General features: G+C 70.5%; 18 protein-coding genes and 1 other RNA gene. 8 read left to right on the forward strand and 11 right to left on the reverse strand.

Translation table 11 applies throughout. From position 1 onward, the window contains the following. Positions 1-427: 427 nt before the first annotated feature. From B4V06_RS05145 to B4V06_RS05170, 6 genes are all read right to left on the reverse strand, one after another. Positions 428-637, reverse strand: a complete 210-nt coding sequence (locus B4V06_RS05145; protein ID WP_498168004.1) for a hypothetical protein — start codon at positions 635-637, stop codon at positions 428-430. A 91-nt stretch (positions 638-728) separates the two neighbouring features. Then, a complete protein-coding gene (locus B4V06_RS05150; RefSeq protein ID WP_498168007.1) occupies positions 729-1,694 on the reverse strand; it encodes a phytoene/squalene synthase family protein in 966 nt (321 codons plus the stop codon). 192 nt (positions 1,695-1,886) lie between these two features. Next, on the reverse strand, positions 1,887-2,048 hold the full coding sequence (locus B4V06_RS05155) for an HVO_2523 family zinc finger protein (RefSeq protein ID WP_176329387.1): 162 nt from the start codon (positions 2,046-2,048) through the stop codon (positions 1,887-1,889). An 85-nt stretch (positions 2,049-2,133) separates the two neighbouring features. Beyond that, positions 2,134-2,697: a hypothetical protein gene (locus tag B4V06_RS05160; RefSeq protein WP_498168011.1), complete on the reverse strand. Its 564-nt coding sequence runs from the start codon at positions 2,695-2,697 to the stop codon at positions 2,134-2,136. An 84-nt stretch (positions 2,698-2,781) separates the two neighbouring features. After that, positions 2,782-3,360, reverse strand: coding sequence for a cysteine hydrolase family protein (locus B4V06_RS05165; protein WP_123113300.1), 579 nt, complete (start codon positions 3,358-3,360; stop codon positions 2,782-2,784). A 137-nt stretch (positions 3,361-3,497) separates the two neighbouring features. Next, entirely contained in the window at positions 3,498-4,019 is a 522-nt protein-coding gene (locus B4V06_RS05170) for an ArsR/SmtB family transcription factor (RefSeq protein WP_498168014.1), read from the reverse strand. Positions 4,020-4,219: 200 nt separating this feature from the next. Here B4V06_RS05170 and B4V06_RS05175 point away from each other — a divergent pair, with 200 nt between their 5' ends. The 5 genes from B4V06_RS05175 to B4V06_RS05195 all read left to right on the forward strand — a co-directional run bounded on the left by B4V06_RS05175 (position 4,220) and on the right by B4V06_RS05195 (position 10,201). Beyond that, entirely contained in the window at positions 4,220-4,435 is a 216-nt protein-coding gene (locus B4V06_RS05175) for a heavy-metal-associated domain-containing protein (protein WP_498168016.1), read from the forward strand. Positions 4,436-4,439: 4 nt separating this feature from the next. Beyond that, positions 4,440-6,410 carry a heavy metal translocating P-type ATPase gene (locus B4V06_RS05180; RefSeq protein ID WP_123113297.1) on the forward strand — a complete coding sequence of 657 codons (1,971 nt, stop codon included), beginning with the start codon at positions 4,440-4,442 and terminating at the stop codon, positions 6,408-6,410. Between the two features lie 30 nt (positions 6,411-6,440). After that, positions 6,441-7,094, forward strand: a complete 654-nt coding sequence (locus B4V06_RS05185; protein WP_123113296.1) for a hypothetical protein — start codon at positions 6,441-6,443, stop codon at positions 7,092-7,094. A 102-nt stretch (positions 7,095-7,196) separates the two neighbouring features. Further along, positions 7,197-8,909, forward strand: a complete 1,713-nt coding sequence (locus tag B4V06_RS05190; RefSeq protein ID WP_123113295.1) for an Hvo_1808 family surface protein — start codon at positions 7,197-7,199, stop codon at positions 8,907-8,909. A 134-nt stretch (positions 8,910-9,043) separates the two neighbouring features. Further along, the gene (locus B4V06_RS05195; protein ID WP_498168020.1) at positions 9,044-10,201 is read left to right on the forward strand and encodes a nicotinate phosphoribosyltransferase; all 1,158 of its coding nucleotides are present in this window, start codon (positions 9,044-9,046) and stop codon (positions 10,199-10,201) included. Positions 10,202-10,303: 102 nt separating this feature from the next. Here the strand turns inward: B4V06_RS05195 and B4V06_RS05200 are convergent, their stop codons facing one another. Further along, positions 10,304-10,906 (reverse strand): TIGR00296 family protein, encoded by a 603-nt coding sequence (locus B4V06_RS05200; RefSeq protein ID WP_099253886.1) that lies wholly within the window; start codon positions 10,904-10,906, stop codon positions 10,304-10,306. Between the two features lie 180 nt (positions 10,907-11,086). Between B4V06_RS05200 and rnpB the strand changes: the two genes are divergently transcribed. Next, positions 11,087-11,399, forward strand: an RNA gene (gene rnpB, locus B4V06_RS05205) — RNase P RNA component. A 591-nt stretch (positions 11,400-11,990) separates the two neighbouring features. Here the strand turns inward: rnpB and B4V06_RS05210 are convergent. The 4 genes from B4V06_RS05210 to B4V06_RS05225 form a co-directional block, all read right to left on the reverse strand. Further along, positions 11,991-12,944, reverse strand: coding sequence for a CPBP family intramembrane glutamic endopeptidase (locus B4V06_RS05210; RefSeq protein ID WP_123113293.1), 954 nt, complete (start codon positions 12,942-12,944; stop codon positions 11,991-11,993). Positions 12,945-13,038: 94 nt separating this feature from the next. Further along, positions 13,039-13,584, reverse strand: a complete 546-nt coding sequence (locus tag B4V06_RS05215; RefSeq protein ID WP_498168024.1) for an NUDIX hydrolase — start codon at positions 13,582-13,584, stop codon at positions 13,039-13,041. A gap of 50 nt (positions 13,585-13,634) precedes the next feature. After that, complete coding sequence (locus B4V06_RS05220) at positions 13,635-14,090, reverse strand: hypothetical protein (RefSeq protein WP_498168026.1); 456 nt, start codon at positions 14,088-14,090, stop codon at positions 13,635-13,637. A 50-nt stretch (positions 14,091-14,140) separates the two neighbouring features. Next, positions 14,141-15,625 carry a DNA polymerase Y family protein gene (locus tag B4V06_RS05225; protein ID WP_498168028.1) on the reverse strand — a complete coding sequence of 495 codons (1,485 nt, stop codon included), beginning with the start codon at positions 15,623-15,625 and terminating at the stop codon, positions 14,141-14,143. 203 nt (positions 15,626-15,828) lie between these two features. Here B4V06_RS05225 and B4V06_RS05230 point away from each other — a divergent pair, with 203 nt between their 5' ends. Then, positions 15,829-17,619 (forward strand): PAS domain-containing protein, encoded by a 1,791-nt coding sequence (locus B4V06_RS05230; RefSeq protein ID WP_123113289.1) that lies wholly within the window; start codon positions 15,829-15,831, stop codon positions 17,617-17,619. 101 nt (positions 17,620-17,720) lie between these two features. After that, positions 17,721-19,037, forward strand: a complete 1,317-nt coding sequence (locus tag B4V06_RS05235) for an MFS transporter (protein ID WP_123113288.1) — start codon at positions 17,721-17,723, stop codon at positions 19,035-19,037. The last annotated feature ends 130 nt before the right edge of the window (positions 19,038-19,167 follow it).

The raw sequence follows: 19,167 nt of genomic DNA on the forward strand, positions 1-19,167 counted from the left end.
CCGCGCAGCGAAGCGAGCAGGAACGTCTTCCGGTGGTGCTGTGCGGGGTGGGACTCAAAGGGGCAGTCGCGAGGACGACGCACGGCGACGGTAGCACCGCAGCGAGGGAGCGAAGCGACCGAGCGAGGAGCGCACCGAGCCACGCGAGTCGTCGCGGCTGGGGCTTTGGAGGTTTTCACCGCCGATCCAAGATCAATCATTTATAAGCAAGCGACTGGGGCTTTGGAGGTCTTCACCGCCGATCCAAGATCAACTATTTATAACCGAGCGGCTGGGGCTTCGGGAGTGTACACCGCAGAACCGTCGATCACTTATAAACAATCGCCCCTACATACCGAGCCGTGTACTCGGGTAACCACTCGCTGCTGTTCCCGGTAACTGTGATCAGCTCACCATCGCCTAACTCCCCACTTCCCACCAGCGTCAATCAATCCAGCTCTCGGATCCCCGTCACGTCGAGCGTCGCGAGGACGACGAGGACCGCCAGCAGCCCCGCGGCGACGAAGAGGATCGGCGCCGACAGCGCCACGGCCAGCTCGTAGGGCGCGAGGAGGCGGGTCGTTCCCCTGACGACGAACGAGAGGAAGACGAGCCCGAACGCGAGCAGCGCGAGGCCGACGAAGCGAGAGCGGTTCATTCCGGGCTCCGACGCCCCAGGTCCTGACGCCTCTGACCCCGGCACCACCGTCTCTGACGCCTCTGACCCCGTCGCCCCGGACCCCGCACGTTCAGTCGGACTGCGCGACGCCCGAGCCGTGCGGGCCGTGTTCGCGGTGGTCGCGGGTGCCGTCGAAGCCGCGACACATCTCGTAAAACACCGCCTCGGGGTCCTTGTTCCACTGCCACTTCCAGCGCGTCCGGACGAGCAGCGAGATCTTGCGGGCGAAGGAGAGCTCCGGCGTCGTCGACACCGTGTCGTACCCCAGGTTCCGGATGAGTCGGTGGTGGTCCGCGTACAGCACCGCCGCGAGCAACACCGCCAGCTGGCAGTCCTCGGGGAGGTACTTGATCCCCGCCACGCCCTCCTCGTAGAGCCGCTCCGTCCGGGCGAGCTCCTCGCGGATCGCGGCCGCGACGTCGGCGTCGAACTCCAGATCGAGGATCTGCTCCTCGCTCACGCCGTGCCGCCGGAGGGTCTCCAAGGGGAGGTAGATGCGGTCGCGCTCGACGACGTCCTCCCGGACGTCGCGGATGAAGTTCGTCATCTGGAACGCCTCGCCGAGCTTGGTCGCGTGCGGGAGCGCCGTCGCCTCGGTCTCCTCGTCGAGCTCCATGATCGCCGTCATCATCCGGCCGACCGCGGCCGCGGAGCCGTCCATGTACGTCTCCAGCTCCTCGTAGGTCTCGTAGCGGTCGGTGTCGATGTCGCTCTCCATCGCGTCGACGAACGAGTGGACGTCCTCGTCGGCGATCTCGTGGTCCTCCTTGATCTCGGCGAACGCCTCCAACACGGGGTCGTCGGTCGACTCCTCACCGAGGGCGGCCCGCCGGAGTCGGTCGAGCTCCGCGCGCTGTTCGGCCGGCGGGGCCGTGTCCTCGGCGTCGACGACCTCGTCGGCGATCCGGAAGAAACCGTACAGCACGTACGTGGCGTGGCGGATCCGCTTCGGCAGTAGCCGGGTGGCGACGTGGAAGGTCTTGCCCGTTCGGCGCTGAATCCGCTTGCTCCGGGCAACCTGGGTGTGCTCTACCATGCTGACCCCTGACGGTCGGCGAGGAGGGTCGAGAGCGGGTCGCCGGTCATGGGAGAAAAGTCGGCCTCCAAGAACATAACAGTTCGCACATCCATTGTTATATTCGTTTCTATCCCCGTTGATTCCGTCGCGACTCGACGCGCGTGAAGCGGGCGTCGCCGGTCGAAAATCCGGTGACTGCGGCGCCTCGAACTAGTAGAACGTGTCGCTGCAGTCGTAGACGACGCCGTGGGCCGGACAGACGTACTTGCAGTGTCTGTGGTACATCGGCGTCTCGCAGAGGGGACACGGCCGACCGCCCGAATCGGCGGCCGTCTCGCCCGCCGGTTCCCGATCCCCGTCGCCCTCGCTCATGCGTTCGGACACGGTCGCAGCGTACATAACCGATTCCCTCCGCGCCGCGGAGACGGCTCGCCGTATCACCGCCGTCCCTTACCAGTCAGGCCGACGCCAGCGACTCGTACACCGACTGCGCGACGCGCTCCTCGCCGAACGGGAGGGTCAACACGCCGCCCCACTCCTCGTCGGTGAGCGCGTCCACCGTCGGCTCGTCCAGTTCGACCCGCCTGACCTCGGTCCCGTCGAGCGTCATCGACACGACGAACCGCTCCGGCTCGTCGACCGCGCCCGCCGCGGCCAGCCGCTCCTGGAAGGCGTCGACCCCGTCGTCGCCGAGCGCGACGTACACGAGGTACTCGCCGTCGTCGTCGAAGACGCCCTCCACCTCGTCGAGGTCGCTCGCGCCGAACAGCCGCCGGTCGTCGTCGCCGTCGCGGCGGAGCCGCGCCTCGAACGGGGCGTCCGGGTCGGCGTCGACCGCGCCGGCCGGGCCGTCGCTCTCGTCGCCGCTCGCTCCTCCGTCGGTCGAACCGCCGTCTCCGTTTGGTCCGTCGCCGTTCGCCGCGTCTTCGTCCGTCACCGCGGTCGCACCGGCGAATCCGACGGCGCCGACCGCGCACGCGGCTCCCACACCGGTGAGCATCCCGCGTCGAGAGAGTTCCATACGCGACCGTTCCCGTCGGGGTTCAAAAGGGTTACACGCCGATTCACACCGCTGATAACGGTGATTGGCGTTCTGTCCGCCGGCTCACGGCTCCGCGAACTCGACGTCCTCGCGGGTCGTTGTCTCGCCGAACAGCCAGTCCGCGTGGTCGACGGCGTACTCGCGGTGGTCCTCGGTGATGTAGCCCAGCGCGTCCTCGACGACGACGGGCCGGTAGTCGCGGAGCCCCGCGCTGCCGGCCGTGTGGAGGACACAGACGTTCGCGAGCGTCCCGCAGATCAGCAGGTCGGAGATTCCGTGGGCGTCGAGGTGCCCCTCCAGCTCCGTCTGATAGAACGCGTCGTATGTGTGCTTCTCGACGATGTGGTCCGCCTCGCGCACGTCGAGCCCCCCGACGAGCTCGGCGTCCCACGACCCCTCGACGACGTGCTCGCCCCACCGGTCGAACTCGTCGTAGTAGTGCGTCCCGTCGAACTGCTCCGGCGGGTGGACATCGCGGGTGTAGACGACGCTCGCGCCGGCCTCGCGGGCCCGCTCGACCAGCGACGTCACCGGCCCGATCGCCGCCTCGCTCGGCTCGGCGTAGAGGCTCCCGTCCGGGTGACAGAACCCGTTCTGCATGTCGACGACGATCACCGCGGTCTCGGTCGGATCGTACGGCATGGGCGGAGGTTGGTGACGCGGATCCAAAAAGGCGAAGCCGGAACGAGCGGGACGGCGCCGCCTCGACCGCCGGACGCGACCGCAGCGTCACCCTCGACCGCCGGACGCGACCGCGTCGACCGACTGAGACCCCCGACTCACTTCCGGTGCGCACGAACGAACGCACGTCGCAGCACGGTCAGGAGCACGTACGTCTCGTACTTCTGCGTCTGACAGTGCTCACAGGGCTGCATGTCGGCGACGATCTCGTCGATGGCGTCGTCGTACCCGTCGGTGAGCGTTGCGAGCCCGTCCGTGATCTGGGGCTGAACGGCGTCCACCATCTCCTCGACCGCGTCGTCGGCCGACTCCGGGAGCGAGTACGAGAGGACGATCGTGTTCGCGTGGTAGTACTTCGTCGTCCCCCCGCGGCCCTCCTCGAAGCGGACGACGTCGACGAGGCCGGCGTCCCGTAACTCGTTGATGTGGTGTCGGACCGTGTTCTCGGTCCGGTCGATGCCGCGATCGGCGAGGCTCCCGTGCACCTCGCTCGCGGTCAGGGCCTCCTCGGACAGAATGTCGAGGACCATCGCCCGCATCGGTTCGTCGATCGCGTCCGAGACCCGCGTGTCCCGCACCGCGATGTCGTCGAGGCGGTGATCGGTACCGGAGTTGCTCATACTGGAACCGAGCGCGAGCACGCGGGAAAAAACGGCGGGATGCGAGCGACGCCGACGCCTCTCGACGAATCGGGACCCGAATGACCCGCGAGGGCGAAAGCCCTAGACGACCCGTTTGACCGTTCCAACGGCCTATATATGAATTCAAACACATCATCTAAAAAATACTTATTGGAGTATGGGCACTACCTCAAACCGTGATGAGCGACACAACGCAGTTCCGCGTCCTGGACTTCGACTGTCCGAGCTGTGCGAGCACCGTCGAACGCGCCCTCTCGAACGTCGACGGCGTCGAAGACGTCGAGGTGCATTACTCGACCGGTCGCGTCGAGGTCGAGTACGACGACGGCGTTGCTGACCCCGACGCCTTCGCACAGACCATCGAAAACCAGGGTTACACGCCCCAGCCCGCCTGAACGCATGAACGGACAAACGATCACGCGGTACTACCGGAACCACCGGAAGGCCACCGTGACGGCGACGAGCGGCCTGCTCTACGGCGGCGGCTGGAGTCTGGGCTACCTCACGAGCTTCGACGCCGCGAGCGCCGCCGTCCTCGTCCTCGCGACGGTCGTGGGTGGCTACGACATCGCCAAGACCGCCTACCACGAGGTCACCAACCGGACGCTCGGCATCAAGACGCTGGTGACGCTGGCCGCCGTCGGCGCCGTCGTTATCGGGGAGTACTGGGAGGCCGCGGCCGTGGTCTTCCTGTTCAGCCTCGGCAGCTACCTCGAGGGCCGGACGATGCGGAAGACCCGGACGGCACTCCAGGAGCTGCTGGAGATGACGCCCGACACGGCGACCGTACGCCGGGATGGAGAGCTCCGAGAGGTCCCCGCCCGCGAGGTCGAGGAGGGCGAGGTCGTCGTCGTGAAGCCGGGCGGGAAGGTCCCGGTCGACGGAACCGTCGTCGACGGCGAGAGCGCCGTCAATCAGGCGCCGGTCACCGGGGAGAGCGCGCCCGTCCACAAGGCCGACGGCGACGAGGTGTACGCCGGGACGGTCAACCAAGAGGGTGCGCTAGAAATCCGGACGACGGGCGCGGGCTCGGACACGACGCTCGAACGCATCATCCGCCGCGTCGAGGAGGCGCAGGAGGCCCAGTCGCCGACGGAGAGCCTCATCGACCGGTTCGCGAAGTACTACACCCCGGCTGTCATCGTGTTAGCAATCGGCGCGTACGCGGTCACGCAGAACGCGATCCTGTCGCTGACGCTGCTGGTCATCGGCTGTCCGGGCGCGCTCGTCATCGGGCCGCCGGTCAGCATCGTCTCGGCCATCGGGAACGCCGCCCGGTCGGGCGTGCTGATGAAGGGCGGCGAACACCTCGAACGCGCCGGCAAGATCGACCTCGTCGCCTTCGACAAGACCGGCACCCTCACGGAGGGCGAGACCCGCGTGGCGACTTCGCCGCCACGGCATGACGAGGGCGGCAAAGCCGCCCTCGCTGTCACCGATGTCGAGGGGTTCGGCGTCGCCGACGACGAGGTGCTCGCGCTCGCGGCGACCGCCGAGAAGAAGAGCGAGCACCACCTCGCCGACGCCATCGTCGACGCGGCCCGCGAGCGACCGACGGCTGCGACGGACGGCGGAGCGACGGTCGTCCAGGCGGACGATACGGACGCCAGCCTCCGGTCGGTCCCCGATCCGGACGACTTCGACGTGGTCGCCGGCAAGGGGGTCGTCGCCCGTGCCGGGGGCCGGGAAGTTGTCGTCGGCAACCGCGCGCTCCTGGACGACCGCGACGTCGACGTCCCCGATCAGGTCGCCGAGTACGTCCGCGAGCGCGAGGGGCGCGGCGAGACGGTCGTCCACGTCGTGCGGGACGGGGACGTCGTCGGCGCGATCGCCATGCGCGACAAGCTCCGGGAGTCCGCCCCCGGCGTCGTCGCGACGCTCCGGGACGCCGGCATCGAGACGGTGATGCTCACCGGCGACAACGAGCGGACGGCCGCCGCGGTCGCCGAGGAAGTCGGCATCGACGACTACCGCGCCGAACTGCTCCCCGAGGACAAGCAGTCCGTCATCGAGACGCTTCAGGGCGAGGGCCACGTCGTCGCGATGGTCGGCGACGGCATCAACGACGCACCGTCGCTGGCGACCGCCGATGTCGGCATCGCGATGGGCGCCGCCGGGACGGACACCGCCATCGAGACGGCGGACATGGCGTTGATGGCCGACGACCTCGAACGCATCCCGTACGCGGTCACACTGAGCAAGGCGACGCGTCGGAACGTCCTCGAGAACGTCGGGCTCGCGGTGCTGACCGTGACCGTCCTCCTCGCGGGCGTGCTCACGAGCTACGTCACGCTCGCCGCCGGGATGCTGGTCCACGAGGCCAGCGTCCTCCTCGTCATCCTCAACGGGATGCGGCTGCTCCGGCACTGACCAGCGGACACGACGACCACCACTACCACCATGACAACGAATTCGACTGCGACCGACGCGATCCAGAGCGGAACCGACTGGCAGGTCGACTACGACGCCGACCCGATCGAAATCCGCGACCCCGTCGCGGAGGCCCTCGGCGTCCTCGGACCGGGCGACCCGTTCGTCATCACCTATCGAGACGCGGTGAAAGCGGCGGGACACTCCTGTCCGACCGCCTCGGGCGCCTACCGGATCGCCCAGCTCGGGCTCGACGCCCTGTATCCCGACGGCTATCCGGTCCGGAGCGAGATCGAGGTTCGAGCGGCCGGCCCGCGGGACGACGCCGCGTACGGCGTGATGAGCCGCATCATCTCGTACGTGACCGGCGCGACCGAGGACGACGGCTTCGGCGGGCTCGCCGGCGGCTACGGCGGCCGCCGCGATCTCCTGCGCTTCGGTGCGTTCGATCCGGACACCCCGGACCCGACGTTCCGCTTCCGGCGAACCGACACTGACGAGACCGTCGACGTGACGTACCACGTCGCCGAGGTCCCCGACGGCGGACCCGCGATCGGGAACCTTCAGGAGATACTCGACGGGTCGGCGAGCGACGAGCAGCGGGCGGCCTTCGCCGACGCCTGGCACCGCCGCGTGCAGGTCGTCCTCAGCGGCGACTCGCTGTTCACCGTCGACGCCGTGTAGCTCCAGAGGGAGGATCTGTCCGCTCCGTCGCGGGGTACGCCGGTACCCGATCGGGCCTTCTGCACCGACAAACTACTTATCCGGTCGGTCGTAATCGCCCCTATGCGACGGGTTCCCACCCTCCCGGTCGTCCTCGCCGCGATAGCCCTCCTCTCGCTCGGCGTCGGCGGGGTCGCCGCCGGTCCGGTGGCCGAGAACGTCGCCGCCGGCGATTCCCCGGGAAGCACGACCACCGCCGAGTGCGACGCGGGCGACGGCACCGACCTCGTCGGCTGCTGGAACGGGACGCACTACGAGGACGAGCTCTCCTTCAACCAGAGCGACGGGCTCAACGAGTCCGAGCTGGAGGCTCTGACGCACCTGACGATGGCGCGCGTCGAGCACATCCGCGAGCGGCCGTTCCGAGAGGACGTGCCGGTCGAGACGGTCTCCCGGGAGGAGTTCGCGAACGGCTCGACCGGCGGGAACAACAGCAGCGAGGCGTTCCGCCGGTGGAACGACCAGGTGTGGGAGGCGCTGTTCGTCGTCGGCGAGGACGCGGACGCGAACGAGGAGATCGACACGGTGTTCGGCGGCGCCGTTTCCGGCTTCTACTCGCCGAGCCAGAACCGGATCGTCCTCGTCACCGCCGAGGGCGAGGAGCCGCAGGTCGACCCCTCGACGCTGGCGCACGAGCTCGTCCACGGGATGCAAGACCAGTACCACGGCCTCACGCGGCCGCGCTACGCCAGCGCCACGCAGGACGGCGACCTCGCGGTCGACGGCATCATCGAGGGGGAGGCGGTCCACATCGAGGAGCGCTACGCCGCCCGCTGTGCGGCCAACTGGACCTGCCTCGACGCGCCCGACTCCGCCGGCGGGGGCGGCGGACCGGCGGCCGACTACAACTTCGGCATCCTCCAGACCGTGCTCCAGCCGTACTCCGACGGGGCGCTCTACGTCGAGGAGCTGATCGAGGAGGGCGGGTGGGAGGCCGTCAACGAGACGATGGAAAACCCGCCCGGAAGCACCGCCGAGGTGATCCACCGGAACCCCGACTACGAGACCCGCGAGGTGGCGTTCGAGGACGCGGCGACCGGCGGCTGGGAGACGTACCCGGATCAGGGCGTCGACGGCGCCGAGACGACGGGCGAGGCGTCGATGTTCGTGATGTTCTGGTACCAGAGCTTCGAGTACCGCTACCCGGTGCTCGAGCCCGAGACGAGCGCGGGGGCGAACGTCCGGATCCACACGCGGCCGGACGAGGAGCTCCGGACCCGCGCGAACTACAACTACGCCCACGAGTCGACCGACGGCTGGGCCGGCGACGAGCTCTACCCGTACCGCGCCGGCGACGGCGACGACGCCCGCGAGGGCTACGTCTGGGTGACGGAGTGGCAGACCGTCGGCGACGCCGCGGACTTCCGCGAAACGTACCTCACGATGCTGACCGCCCACGGCGACGACGAGTACGAGACGGGGCGGGTGTACGAAATCGACGGCGGCGACTTCCCCGGCGCCTACGGCGTCGTGCGTGACGACACCACCGTGACGATCGTCCACGCCCCGGAGCCCGCCGGCGTGCTCGAACTCCGCCCGAACGCCGACCTCGAACTCCCCGCGACCGACGACGCTGACGGCGACGACGGGAGCGACACCGGACCAGACGGCGACGACGGCGACGCGACCGACACCGGCTCGGCGGACGACGCCGGCGACGGCTCGTCCGGTCCGAACGCCTCGACGGACGACCGAGCGCCCGGGTTCGGCGTGGCGGCCGCTCTCCTCGGGCTGTTGGCGGCGGTGTCGCTGCTCGCGCGGCGCGGACGGGACTGAGGCCGGGCGCGTCGATGGGACGAGGGGGACTCCTGGTGTCGGTCGGCCGAGGCTGACTCCGCGCGTCGGCCGGCGTAACCGATCCCGCTCGGAGACCCGGACCGCTTTTGCTCCCGCGCGAGCGTGTTCCGCGTATGACAGCGTTCGACATCGTCGACGCGGCCGCGATCCGCGACGGGCGGGCGACGGACGCGTACTTCGATCAGACCGTGGCCGCGCTGGAGGGCGCCGACCGGAACCCGCGGGTCGTCGCCGAGGTGACCGCCGACCAGTTCCCGGACGGCGACTTCGAGCTGCTCGCCGGAGTCAAGGACGCGGTCGCGCTCTTGGAGGGCCGCGACGTCGACGTCGACGCGATCCCCGAGGGGCGCCTGTTCGACGGCGGGCCGGTGATGCGGATCGAGGGGCCGTACCTGGCCTTCGCGCGGCTGGAGACGTCGCTTTTGGGCTTCCTCTCGCACGCCTCCGGGATGGCGACCGCCGCGCTCGACTGCCGCGTCGCCGCCCCGGAGTCGTCGGTGCTCTCCTTCGGCGCGCGCCACGTCCACCCCGCCATGACGGCGGCGGTCGAGCGCTCCGCGCTGGTGGGCGGCTTCGACGGCTTCTCGCACGTCGCCGCCGGCGACCTGCTCGGCCGGGAGGCGTCGGGGACGATGCCGCACGCCCTCTCCATCTGCTTCGGCCGCGGCGAGCAGGAGGCCGCGTGGCGCGCCTTCGACGAGGCCGCCGACGAGTCGGTGCCGCGGATCGCCCTCTGTGACACCTACTCCGACGAGGTGGACGAGACGCTCCGGGCGGTCGCGGCGCTCGGCGACCGGATCGACGGCGTCCGGCTCGACACCACCGGATCGCGGCGCGGCGACTTCCGGCACATCGCCCGCGAGGTCGGGTGGGAGCTCGACGCCCGGGGCCACGGGGACGTCGACGTGTACGTCTCCGGCGGGCTCGGTCCCGCCGACCTCCGCGAGCTGCGCGACGTCGTCGACGGCTTCGGCGTGGGCGGGTACGTCTCCAACGCCGACCCCGTGGACTTCGCGCTCGACATCGTCACCGTCGAGGGCGAGCCGGCCGCGAAGCGCGGCAAGCTTTCGGGGGCGAAGGCCGTCTACCGCACCGCCGACGGCGCGCACGCGGTCGGGCTCGCGGACCGCTCGGGCCCCGAGGACGCCGAGTCGCTCATGGAGCCGGTGATCCGCGACGGCGAGGTCGTCGCCGACGACGCGGTCGACCTCGCGACCGCGACCGAGCGGGCGCTCGCGGACGCGGAGGCGGTCGGCTACGGGACCGAGTAGCGGTCAGTTGCCGGGTCGAATAGCGGTCGGCTGCGGGACCGAGTCGCGGTCGGCTACGCGGCAGAGGAGGAGGAGACGTCAAAAGCGGGTCGCGGTCGGCCGTTACAGTTCCTCGACGGCGCCGCCGTCGGCGCGCTCTCGGAACACCTGGCCCTCGATGAGCGTCACCATCGTCTCGTCGTCCTCCCAGGCGTTCGGGGCGAGCTTCGCCTTCCGGCAGGCGCGCGAGAGGAACTCGGCGCCGGACCAGCCGTTCTCGACGGGGACCGTCGGGTAGAGCCAGCCGTGGGAGTTGCCGCCGTCGACGGCGACGCCGTGGGTGCCGACCTCCAGGTCGGCGAGGGGGTCGTTGGTGAGCACCGTGTTCGAGACGACGAACACGGAGACCGTGATGTTGTCGAGCTCCTTCGGCTCGACCTCCGAGCCGCAGGAGTCGCCGGAGGCGGCCTTGATCGCGGCCTCGACGATCGCGTGGCCGAGCTGGTCGGAGGTCTCCCACGCGCCGGCGCAGCCACGCAGCCGGCCGCGGCCCCTGGTGGATTCCAGTCGAACGAACGCCCCGGTGCGGGCGTAGAACGCCTCGCGCATGCTGCCGGGTTGTTCACGTTGTCCGTGTCGGACGAACGACTCGACCGCCTCCCGCGCGAGTTCGACCGCTCGTGCACCGTCGTCGTACGACAGCTGAACGGTCTGAGCCTCGGACATGATAGACCCTTACGTTGCTGACGACTTGAACGCTTCCCTTACGAGTCGGTCGCACGCCGCCCCCTCGAGAGGTCTCGCTCCCGTCTCCGATCGTCCCGGGCGGACTCCTGAGAACCCCGACCGGATCCGTGACGATCCCGACCGAATCGCTTATTCGCGGTCGCGGCGAACGTCGGCCCGGACAGAGGGAGCCCGACTCCCGTGCCTCTGGCATGAGGAAAGTCCCCCCACCGGCCGGACAGGCGACCGGGCACACGCCCGGAGTCGGAGACGGCTGGCTCTGGAACAGCAACGACACCCCCCGCCCCGACCCGTGAGTCGAGCGAACCGACCCGCGAGGGAAGGGAGTTAACCCGACGAGGTTCGACGGGCGGGAACGGATGGAACGGCGAATCCTCGCCGGTGCAAGTCCGCGCCACAAGGTAGTCCGGCCACGGCGCGGACGCTCAGCCGAATGTCGGGACGAACCGAAGGGGGCTTACTCCCCTCAGTCCGCTTCTACTCGGTAGTCGTGGGTGTCTGCGTTTGCGCTTTTATAAGTTGTATCGGCAGCCGCAGCGCGGTGACGGCCTCCAAAGCTCCAGTCGCTCGGTTATCGCAGTCGCTCCTACTGGTAACGCGACGACCACCTCCAAAGCCCCAGCCGCTCGTTTATACGTACTCGACGCCGGATCAACGGTGAACACCTCCAAAGCCCCAGCCGCGAGGGCGGCGTACGCTCGCTGCGCTCCTCACTCGGTCGCTCACTTCGTTCGCTCCCTCTTTGCGGTGCTTTCGTCGCCTACGCCGCCCTCGCGGCTGCCCCTTTGAGTCCAACCCCGCAACAGCAACCGCTGGAAGACGTTCCTGCTCGTTTCGCTGCGCGGGCTGCGACTTCCATACTCCCGCTCACTTCGTTCGCGGGACCGCAGCCTCACGCCTCCCCAGCCTCGCCGCGACGGCGCATATAAGCGCCGTCGCGGGCTCCCTCGCGCGTGCGATTCGCGGCCCGAAGGGCCGCTCACCGGCACGCGCCACCGCATCGTTTGTTTATAAATAACCGCGTGGCCGCCGGCAGTACGACCGATTCGCGACGCTCTACTATTTAAAAGGGGAGCAGCGCCGCGCTGCCGCCGGCCGCCTCTTGGATCTGGTCGCTGTAGGCGATCGTGATATACAGGATGGTGAAGATGACGGCGTTGTGGAGGCCGTGGAGCAGCGCCGGAACGACGAGGTTCTCGGTGTACTCGTACACCGCGCCGAAGACGATGCTCGGGAGGAAGAGGATGGCGATGGTGGTGAGTCGCCCGGAGATGCCGCCCGTCAGTGCCATCACGTGGACGGCCGCGAAGATGGCCGAGGCGATCAGGATCGCGGGCGCCGGCGACAGCGTCTCCCGGAGCCGCCCCTGCACGACGCCGCGGTAGAGGATCTCCTCGGAGGGACCGATCACGAGGAACGACGCCGCGATGAGCAGGGGGATGATCGCGGGGTTCTGCATCGCCAGCTCGGCGCTCTGGTTCGAGGCGGTCTCGGTCCCGAGCTGCTGGATGACGAGGGAGACGGCCATGATCGTGACCAGGATGAGCGCCCAGCTCCCGACGATCAGGCCGACTTCCTTCAGGCTCGGGCGCCGCACGCCGAGGTACGCGATGATTCCGGCGCGGTCGAGCCCGCGCCACGTGAGGTAGACGATCGCCAGCCCGCCGAACGCGACGTACTGGCCCAGAATCAGCGTGATCACGAGGTTCGCGGCGAGCGGGAGCCCGCCCGTCACGGCGTTGAGGCCGAGCACCACCCCTCCGCTGAGCAGGGCGATCGCCGGACCGAGCACCCCGAGGATCAGGGCCGTGGCGACGGCGACGGCGACCCTCCGACCCCCGGCGCGGTCGGCCGCCGAGGAGGCGGTGTCGTCGCCGGTCTCCGGTCCGTCGGCGGTCGCCGGTCCGTCTCCGATCTCCGGCCCGCCGCCGGTCGCGGTCGCGCCGTCTGCGGGCGGGCCGCCGTCCGGGGCGCCCGGCTCCCGTCGATTCCCGTCGTCGCTGGAGGGGTCAGCCATTATGCGGTGTACGGACCGACGCATAATAGGGCTGTTCGTGTCTCTCGGTTCCGGCGTCCGGGCGTCCGGGGGCCCAGTCTCGCCGCTCGCGCCCTCAGCGGTGCAGCAGCTCGTACCACAGCACGGCGGTCACGGCCCGGCCGTCGCGGAGCCCCTCGTCGACGACCGCTTCGAGCAGGTCGTCGTACGGGACCGTCTCGACCGCGATCGACTCGTTGTGGTCGAGGTCGCGCTCGGCCGTGGGCGCACAGCCCGTCGCGAGGAAGTGGTGGTGGACCGAGTCCGCCACCCCGTTCGTCGGCTCCACCGTCGTCAGGCGCTCGAAGGAGTCGGCCTCGTACCCCGTCTCCTCGGCGAGCTCGCGGGCGGCGGCCCGCTCGAGGTCGTCGGCGTCCCCCGGCTCGACCGTTCCGGCGGGGAGCCCGCGGTTGACCCGCCCGACCGCCTGCCGCCACTCGTCGATGACGACGACGTCGCCGTCGGGCGTCAGCGGGAGCACCACGACCGCCGGCGGCTCGTCGACGTAGTGGAACCCGTCGGTGTCGCCGTCCGGGAAGCGCACCTCGTCCCGGCGCACGTCGAAGCCGGGGCAGCGGTAGTCGATGTCGGTGTCGAGCGTCTCCCACGACAGATCGTCCATGCCTCGGCGTCGGCGCTCGGGCACCTAAATCCCCCCACTCCACGGGGGCGTCACTCGGCGGGAGGGTCCCGACGCCGGGCCCGAATCACCTCGACCGCTCGGACCGCGATCGCGCCGGCGACCCAGGCGAGCGTCCCCAGCGAGAGGGCCTCGACGCCGACGAAAGCGAGTCCGTCGGGTCCGAGGAACGCGACGACGCGCTCGCCGAGGGGCCGACCGGACAGGCCCAGCAGGTAGTGGTCGGCGTTGTACCCGAGCAGCGCGCCGTAGACGGTCGCCCACGCGAGGGCCAGTCCGGCCCGTCGGTAGGCGAGGACCGCGGCCGCGAGGACGCCGACGATCGCGGCCTCGCCCGCGAGGAACACGACGCCGCCGGCGATCTTGAAGATCCCCAGCGCGTAGGCGGCGAAGACGCCCAGAAAGAGCAGCGGCGGGACGAGGAGCCGGTGTCGTCGGGGCGAGCCGTTCGGGTTCGAGCCGAGGAGGACGCGGCGAGCGAGGGACATGTGTCCGGATCGCCGCGATCGCGTGATAAATCCACGCGCCGCCCTGACGCTCACTCCCAGTCGCCGAGCGACGCCTGCCCGTCGTCGCGTTCCGTCGCTCGCCGGGCCTCGCCCTCCTCCGCGTCGGCCTCGGCCGACTCCGCCGCGGCCGGCTCCCCGCCCACCCAGTCGGTGAGCTTCCCGCCGTCGCCGTCGGTGGCGGCCGACCGGGCGTCGGACGCGCGGTCGCGCTGGCTTACGCCGTCGCTCCTCCCGCCACCGGTCCCCCCTCCGTCCCCCGGCTCGAACCCCCCGAGGGTCGCCTGGTCGCTCTCGGCGAAGTCGAGGTTGGAGACGCGCACGCCGAGCTTGCGGACCCGGTCCCCGGCGAACTCCGCGAGGAGGTCGAACGCGACCGACTCCACGAGGTCGGGGTCGTCGACCGGTCCGGGGAGGCTCCGCGCTCGGGTGTTGACGTCGTAGGGGGGCTCGACCGCCTTGATCCCGATGGTCCGGTAGAGGCACCCCCGCTCGCGGGCCCGCCGCGCCACGTCGGCCGCCAGCGCCGCCACCGTCTCGCGCTTCGTCTCCTCGTCGGCCGTCGGCGACAGCGACGACTCCCGCGAGAGGCTCTTCGGGAGCCCGGTCGGGGTGACCTCCCGGTCGTCGTCGCCGCGGGCGCGCCGGTGGAGCTCGGGGCCGCGCTCGCCCAGCTCGTCGGCGAGCCGGTCGGGGTCGGCCGCGGCGAGGTCGGCGGCGGTCTCGATCCCCATCTCGGCGAGCGCCCGCTCCGTCACGGGACCGACGCCGTGGATCTCGGCGGTCGGCAGCGGGGCGAGGAACGACTCGACCGAGCCGGGCGGGACGACCACGAGCCCGTCCGGCTTGTCGGCGTCGCTGGCGACCTTCGCGGTCGACATGTTCGGCGCCACGCCGACGCTCGCAGGCACCCCGGCCTCGCGCTCGATGCGCTCCTTGACGTGCCGCGCGTACCCCTCCGCGAGGGTCCGCGCCTCGGAGGGGCCGGCCGCGGCGCTCGGCGGCGGGTCGTCGCCGCCGTCGGCGTCCCCCGCTCCCGACGCGCCCGCCCCGGCGGCGTCCCACGCGGTCCGGTCGGTGACGTCGAGGTACGCCTCGTCGACGCTCACCTCGCGGAGCGTGTCGGCGCAGTCCCGGAGGACGGTCTTCACGTCGCCCGCGACTTCCTTATAAAAGTCGAGGTCGACGGGGAGGTACCGGCCGCTCTCCTCGGGGTCCGGTGCGTCCGGGTCGTCGGGGTCGGCGTCGGCCCGGCGGGGGAGCAGGTCGAGCGCCTCGGAGATGGGCATCGCGCTCTCGACGCCGAACGCGCGGGCCTCGTAGCTCGCGGTCGCGACGGCGCCGATCGCCTTTCCCTCCTCGTACCCCATGCCGACGACCACGGGCTCGCCCGCGAGCTCGGGGCGGCGGAGCCGCTCGCAGGAGGCGTAAAAGCAGTCCATGTCGACGTGGAAGACGACGCGGTCGCTCCCGTCCGCCTCGTCGGTCGCCGTCCCGGGGAGCGTGCCGCCGGCCATCGCCCGGGGCTCCGCGCCGCGTCGCCTTAAGAATCCGCCACGCGTGGCGGTAGTGAAGCCGACCGCGGAGAGCGGAGCCGACCGCGGAGAGTGAAGCCGATCGGGGAGCGCGATCGCGCCGGTGCCCGCGTGCCAACGATACGTTTCTCACACCTGATACCAGAGGCGGTATTCGTTTATGAGGCGGGCGCGTAGCGCGCCCCATGCCCGAACGGATCGACGTGTTGCACGTCGACGACGACCCCTCCGTGCTGGACCTGACGGAGGCGTACCTCGAACGCGAACTGGCGGACGTCGCGGTGACGAGCGTCACGGCGGCGTCGGACGCGCTCGACGAGGTCGACGGCGGGCGGTTCGACTGCATCGTCAGCGACTACGACATGCCCGAGATGGACGGGCTGGCGTTCTTCGAGCGGCTCCGGGAGACCGACCGCTCGATCCCCTTCGTGCTGTACACCGGGAAGGGGAGCGAGGAGATCGCGAGCCGGGCGCTCAACGCGGGCGTCACCGGCTACTTCCAGAAGGGCGGTCCCGAGCAGCTCCGGCGGCTCGCGAACCGCGTCCGTCAGGCGGTCGAGGAGCACCGGACCCGGGAGATCGCGAACCGCTACTCGACGGTCATCGACGCGCTCGGCTACCCCGTCTACGTCGTCGACGAGACCGGAACGTTCGAGTTCGTCAACGAGCCGTTCGCGGAGCTGACCGGCTACGACCGCGAGGAGATCGTCGGGAGCGAGCCGGGCCTCATCAAGGACGACGCGGCGGTCGCGGAGGCGGAGGACCGGCTCGGAACGGTCCTCTCCGGCTCCGGGCCGGACGTCCAGCGGTTCCGCGTCGACATCGTCCCCAAGGAGGGCGATCCGATCCCCTGCCGTGACCACATGGCGGTGCTCCCGTACGAGGGGGAGCGCTTCGAGGGGAGCGTCGGCATCCTGCGCGACGTCTCGGACGAGGTGGAGCGGCGCGAGGAGCTGGAGACGAAGACGCGCGCGCTCGACGAGGCGCCCGTCGGCATCACCATCACCGATCCCGACCGACCGGACAACCCGATGGTGTTCGTCAACGACCGGTTCGTCGAGATGACCGGCTACGACCGCGAGGAGTCGATCGGCGTCAACTGCCGGTTCCTGCAGGGCCCCGACACCGACGAGGAGCCCGTTTCGCGGATGCGAGAGGCCATCGACGCGGAGGAGGCGACGAGCGTCGAGCTGCTGAACTACCGGAAGGACGGGACCGAGTTCTGGAACCGCGTCAGCGTCGCGCCGATCCGCGACGCGGACGGGCGGGTCTCCGAGTGGGTCGGCTTCCAGGAGGACATCACGGCGTTCAAGGAGCGCGAGGCGGCGCTCGAACGCCAGAACGAGCGCCTCGACGCCTTCGCGAGCATCGTCTCGCACGACCTCCGGAACCCGCTCAACGTCGCGCAGGGCCGCGTCGATCTGGCGCGGCAGGCGGCGGACGACGACGAGCACCTCGACGCCGCCGCCGACGCGCTCGACCGCATCGAGTCCATCGTCGAGCACACGCTCACGCTCGCCCGCGAGGGGGAGACCGTCGGCGACCCCGAACCGGTGTCCATCGCGGCCGTCGCCGCGGACAGCTGGGCGACGGTCGACACCGGGGCCGGCGAGCTCGCGGTCGAGACGGACCGGGACGTGTCGGCCGACCCCGACCGGCTCCGGAACCTCTTCGAGAACCTCGTCCGCAACGCGGTCGAACACGGCGGCTCGGACGTGACGATCCGCGTCGGCGACCTCCCCGACGGCTTCTACGTCGCCGACGACGGCCCGGGGATCCCGGAGGAGGTCGCGGACGAGCTCTTCGAGCCCGGACAGACCGGCACCGAGGGCAACACCGGCTTCGGACTGGCGATCGTTCAGGAGATCGCCAACGCGCACGGCTGGACGGTCTCGGCGACCGCGTCGGACGAGGGCGGCGCCCGCTTCGAGATCCGCGGGGTCGAGCGCCCGGACCCGTCGATGACCAAGCCGTAAGGGCGCCGGCGCTCCGCGTCGGGTCCGCGCTCCGCGCCCGGAACCGGATCGACTCCCGCCGTCCGCAAACGCCTTTGTAATCCCGGCCGAAGCGTGGGGAAATGGGGGCGCTCTCCGGCATCGCCGACACCGACCGGCGGGTCATCGTGCTCGCGCTCGCCCGGATGGTCGGGGCGGCCGGCAACTCCTTCCTCATCGTCGTGCTGCCGCTGTACGTCGCGAGCGACGCGATCGACCTCAGCTCGCTCCTCGGGACCGAGGTCGGGGTGGGCGCCGCGTCGGTCACGGTGACCGAGCCGCTGCTCATCGGGCTCGTGCTCTCGCTTTTCGGCTTCCTCAACAGCCTCTCGCAGCCGGTGACCGGGCGGCTCTCGGACCGGATGGGCGTCCGGCGCCCCTTCGTGCTGACCGGGATCCTCCTTTTGGGCACCGCCAGCGCGCTCTACACGGTCGCGAGCGTCTACTGGCAGCTCGTCGTCCTGCGGGCGATACAGGGGGTCGGCGCGTCGCTGATCATCCCCGCGACGGTCGCGCTGGTCAACGAGTACGCGTCGGCCGACGCCGACCGCGGGGGCAACTTCGGCGTGTACAACACGTTCCGGCTGATCGGCTTCGGCTTCGGGCCGGTGCTGGCCGGCGCCGTCGTCGAGGCGGGCCCCTACGACCTCTCGCCGGTCGGGCTCCCCGTCGTCGACGGGTTCGACGCCGCGTTCGTCGCCGCCTGCGCCGGGGCGTACCTCAGCTTCGCCCTCGTCTTCCTCCTCGTCCGCGACGCCGCCGAGTCCAGCGAGGCGAGCGAGGACCTCTCGATCCGGGTCCGGGGCCAGGGCGACCACCTGCTCGACCCCATCTTCGCGCTCGGGCTGGCGACGGTCGCGATGGGCCTCTGTATCGCGCTGTTCGCGACGCTCCAGAACCAGGTGAACGTCCGGCTCGACCAGCCCCCGGTGTGGTTCGGGCTCCAGTTCGCCGCGGTCACGATCGCGAACGTGCTCCTGCAGGTGCCCGTCGGCCAGGCCAGCGACCGGATCGGGCGCCGCCCGTTCCTGCTCGCCGGGTTCGTCCTCCTCGTCCCGACCACGCTGCTACAGGGGATCGTCACCGGCTCGGTCGCCATGACGCTCGTCCGGCTGGCGCAGGGCGTCGCCGTCGCGTTCGTCTTCGCGCCGTCGCTCGCGCTCGCCGGCGACCTCGCGCGGGAGGGCGAGTCCGGGACGACCCTCTCCGTCCTCACGATGGGGTTCGGCTTCGGCGTCGCGCTCGGCCCCCTCGCGTCCGGCTGGCTCGTCGGCTTCGGCTTCCTCGTCCCGTTCGTCGTCGGCGCGGCGCTGGCGGTCGTCGCGCTCGTCGGCGTCGTGACGCAGGTCGAGGAGACGCTCGGCGCGAGCGACGACGCCGGGGCGGTCGCGGCGGACTGAGGGCCACCGAACGCCGCTATTTATAAGGCTCATACTTCGACTGCGGGTAAACTACCCTACCCTACTTCGCTCACCCCATACGGGGTTCGCTCGTTGAGGGTAGGGCTTTGATGTGGACTCCCAGCAATCA

The sequence above is a fragment of the Halorubrum sp. B53 genome (assembly GCF_059752395.1).

Coding starts and splice junctions, on each gene's coding strand:
- B4V06_RS05210 (WP_123113293.1), bottom strand. CDS start 12,944: ATGGCTGACCCCTCCAGCGACGACGGGAATCGACGGGAGCCGGGCGCC.
- B4V06_RS05170 (WP_498168014.1), bottom strand. CDS start 4,019: ATGAGCAACTCCGGTACCGATCACCGCCTCGACGACATCGCGGTGCGG.
- B4V06_RS05180 (WP_123113297.1), top strand. CDS start 4,440: ATGAACGGACAAACGATCACGCGGTACTACCGGAACCACCGGAAGGCC.
- B4V06_RS05215 (WP_498168024.1), bottom strand. CDS start 13,584: ATGGACGATCTGTCGTGGGAGACGCTCGACACCGACATCGACTACCGC.
- B4V06_RS05225 (WP_498168028.1), bottom strand. CDS start 15,625: ATGGCCGGCGGCACGCTCCCCGGGACGGCGACCGACGAGGCGGACGGG.
- B4V06_RS05155 (WP_176329387.1), bottom strand. CDS start 2,048: ATGAGCGAGGGCGACGGGGATCGGGAACCGGCGGGCGAGACGGCCGCC.
- B4V06_RS05190 (WP_123113295.1), top strand. CDS start 7,197: ATGCGACGGGTTCCCACCCTCCCGGTCGTCCTCGCCGCGATAGCCCTC.
- B4V06_RS05175 (WP_498168016.1), top strand. CDS start 4,220: ATGAGCGACACAACGCAGTTCCGCGTCCTGGACTTCGACTGTCCGAGC.
- B4V06_RS05220 (WP_498168026.1), bottom strand. CDS start 14,090: ATGTCCCTCGCTCGCCGCGTCCTCCTCGGCTCGAACCCGAACGGCTCG.
- B4V06_RS05145 (WP_498168004.1), bottom strand. CDS start 637: ATGAACCGCTCTCGCTTCGTCGGCCTCGCGCTGCTCGCGTTCGGGCTC.
- B4V06_RS05230 (WP_123113289.1), top strand. CDS start 15,829: ATGCCCGAACGGATCGACGTGTTGCACGTCGACGACGACCCCTCCGTG.
- B4V06_RS05200 (WP_099253886.1), bottom strand. CDS start 10,906: ATGTCCGAGGCTCAGACCGTTCAGCTGTCGTACGACGACGGTGCACGA.
- B4V06_RS05235 (WP_123113288.1), top strand. CDS start 17,721: ATGGGGGCGCTCTCCGGCATCGCCGACACCGACCGGCGGGTCATCGTG.
- B4V06_RS05195 (WP_498168020.1), top strand. CDS start 9,044: ATGACAGCGTTCGACATCGTCGACGCGGCCGCGATCCGCGACGGGCGG.
- B4V06_RS05165 (WP_123113300.1), bottom strand. CDS start 3,360: ATGCCGTACGATCCGACCGAGACCGCGGTGATCGTCGTCGACATGCAG.
- B4V06_RS05160 (WP_498168011.1), bottom strand. CDS start 2,697: ATGGAACTCTCTCGACGCGGGATGCTCACCGGTGTGGGAGCCGCGTGC.
- B4V06_RS05150 (WP_498168007.1), bottom strand. CDS start 1,694: ATGGTAGAGCACACCCAGGTTGCCCGGAGCAAGCGGATTCAGCGCCGA.
- B4V06_RS05185 (WP_123113296.1), top strand. CDS start 6,441: ATGACAACGAATTCGACTGCGACCGACGCGATCCAGAGCGGAACCGAC.